The organism is Deinococcus rhizophilus (assembly GCF_030271215.1).
GTDB classification, from domain to species: Bacteria; Deinococcota; Deinococci; order Deinococcales; family Deinococcaceae; genus Deinococcus; species Deinococcus rhizophilus.
The window spans coordinates 1-2,506 of sequence record NZ_JASNGB010000273.1 but is presented as its reverse complement, the minus strand read 5'-3'; the positions used below and the strand labels follow the sequence as shown (position 1 = coordinate 2,506).

The following is a 2,506-nucleotide window of genomic DNA, read 5'->3' as shown; positions in this document are numbered from 1 at the left end:
CCCGCCCGCAGCGGCCCCGCGAGGTCGTTGACCGTCCACGAGGCGACCTGTCCCAACGTGGCGCCGGGCTGCGCTCCTGCCAGGAACGCGAGCAGCGCCGGGTCCCGCGCGACCGTCCGCGCATCCGCCGGGGACGCGCCCAGCCGGGTCAGGCGGGCGACCTCGGCCTCCTGCTCAGGGGTGAGGGGGGCGGCGTGGGATTTCTGGCTGGTGGCCTGCGGAGCCCCGGCTTTCGGAGCAGACCTGGGGGCTTTGGCTTCCGCCTTCGGCGTGTCCTTCTGCGCCTCCTTTGCCCAGGTGTCTTTCAGCGTGATGATTCGCCCGAACACCAGCGCGTCTTCACGGCTGCCCACCGGATCACGCCAGAAGTAGCCCTGCCGCTCGAACTGGTAACGGGTGTCTTCGGGATTGCCCGCCACGCTGGGCTCCACGTACCCACGCACCACGCGCAGGCTCTGCGGATTCAGGAACCGCAGGAAGCCCGCGTCGAGGGGCGCGGCCTCGTTCTCGTGGCCCATGCGCTCGGGGTCGAAGTCGGGGGCGATGTCGTCGGGCCCCTCTCCATCAGTACTGGCGCCCTCGGGATGCGCGACCCGGAAGAGGCGGTCATACAGGCGGAACTCGGCGGGAAGGGCGTGGGCGGCGCCCACCCAGTGGATGACCCCGGCGGCCCTCGCGTCCTCGCCCAGCAGGGTCGCGTGGATGGCCGTCACGTTCCCGGCCCCGTCCGTCTCCACCTCGTCGGCGCGGATGATCCCGGCCCCCCGCAGGCGCACGGTGCCGCCCCGCGTCAGGCGCTTGTAGCCTTTCGGCGGCTCCAGCGCGAAGTCCTCGCGCTCGATGTACAGCTCACGCGAGAGGGGCACCTCGCGCACGGCGGCCTCGGGCGCCACCCGCTCACCGCCGGGCCGGGCGACCAGGCCGTCGGGCGAGTCGCGGATCACGTCGTGGGGCCAGTAGGGGAGCGAGAGCGGGCGCGTCTCCCCTTCCGGCAGGTTGGTCAGGACGATGCGCACGGGGTCCAGCACCGCCATCACGCGGGGGGCGCGGTGATTGAGATCGTCGCGCACGGCGTTTTCATAGATGCTGATATCGACCGTGCGGTTGGTGCGGCTCACGCCGATCTGTGCGGCGAAGGCCCGCACCGCTTCCGGCGTCACCCCCAGTCGGCGCTGTGCCCGCAGGGTGGGCATCCGGGGATCGTCCCAGCCGGAGACGTGGCCTTCTTGCACCAGCCGCCGCAGCTTGCGCTTGCTGGTGATGGTGTATTCCAGCCCCCGGCGCCCGAACTCATACTGGTGGGGGCGCGGATCGAAGCCCAGCCGCTCCATCAGCCAGTCGTAAATCGCGCGGTTGTCCACGAACTCCAGGCTGCACATGGAGTGGGTGACGCCCTCCAGCGCGTCCTGCAGGGGGTGCTGGAAGTCGTACATGGGGTAGATGCACCACGCGTCGCCCGTGCGGTAGTGGTGCCCGCGCAGGATGCGGTAGAGCACCGGGTCGCGCAGCTTCATGTTGGGCGAGGCGAGGTCGATCCTGCCGCGCAGCACGTGTGCTCCGTCGGGGAACTCTCCGGCCCGCATCCGCGCGAACAGGTCGAGGTTCTCCTCGGGCGTGCGCGAACGGTACTCGCTGGGGGTGCCGGGCGTGCTCGGGGTGCCGCGCAGCCTCGCCATCTCGTCGGCGCTCACCGAGTCCACGTAGGCGTCGCCCTGCCGGATCAGCTGCTGGGCGTAGCCGTAGTACCGCTCGAAGTTGTCCGAGGCGTAGTACAGGTGAGGCCCCCAGTCCCACCCCAGCCAGCGCAGGTCGTCCTGAATGGCCTGGGCGAACTCCACGCTCTCGCCCTCGGGGTTGGTGTCGTCCAGCCGCAGGTGGTAGCGCCCGCCGTATTGCAGCGCCGTCTGGAAGTCGAGAAAGGACGCGAAGGTATGCCCCAGGTGCAAGTAGCCATTGGGCTCCGGCGGAAAGCGGGTCACGACCTGTGGGTATTTCCCTTCGCGCAGGTCGCGCTCGATAATCTCGGTGATGAAGTTGGGGGCCACCCGGGGCGCGGTCATGCGGGCAGGATAGCGGCCCAGCGTGCCCGCCTCCGCAGTCGCGGGTGGGGGAGCGGGCGTAGGCTGCCGCCCATGACTGGCCCCCTCACCGTTCGCCGCGTCACCGACCCAGGCGACCCCGCCCTCGCCGCCTTCGGGAAGATTCAGGAACGCAGCTACTACGCCCCCGACATGCTGATCCCGCCCGCCGCCTTCGGGCGCCTGGTGTCGGGCGGAGGCCGGGGAAGGCGCGAGGACCGCATCCTGGTCGCCGAAGACGAAGCCGGGCAGGTGCGGGGCGGCACCGTGTACCACCTGCTGCCGGGGGCGGGCTTCAATTCCTTTCTCGCGGCGGCGCCCGAGGCCCGGGGCCGGGGGGTGGCCCGCGCCCTGCACGCGGCCAGCCTCGCGGAGGTGCGCGGGCGGGGGCTGCCCGGCATCTTCGCCGACAGCGTCTATCCGGGCCG

Annotated in this window: 2 protein-coding genes; one reads left to right on the top strand and one right to left on the bottom strand. The window is 71.3% G+C overall.

The window, feature by feature from the left end; genetic code table 11:
* The coding region (locus tag QOL99_RS16450; protein ID WP_285525403.1) for a glutamine--tRNA ligase/YqeY domain fusion protein at window positions 1-2,060 on the bottom strand (2,060 nt) is incomplete at its 3' end.
* 72 nt (window positions 2,061-2,132) lie between these two features.
* Between QOL99_RS16450 and QOL99_RS16445 the strand changes: the two genes are divergently transcribed.
* Window positions 2,133-2,506 (top strand): GNAT family N-acetyltransferase (locus QOL99_RS16445; protein ID WP_285525401.1); only part of this gene is annotated, 374 nt, incomplete at its 3' end.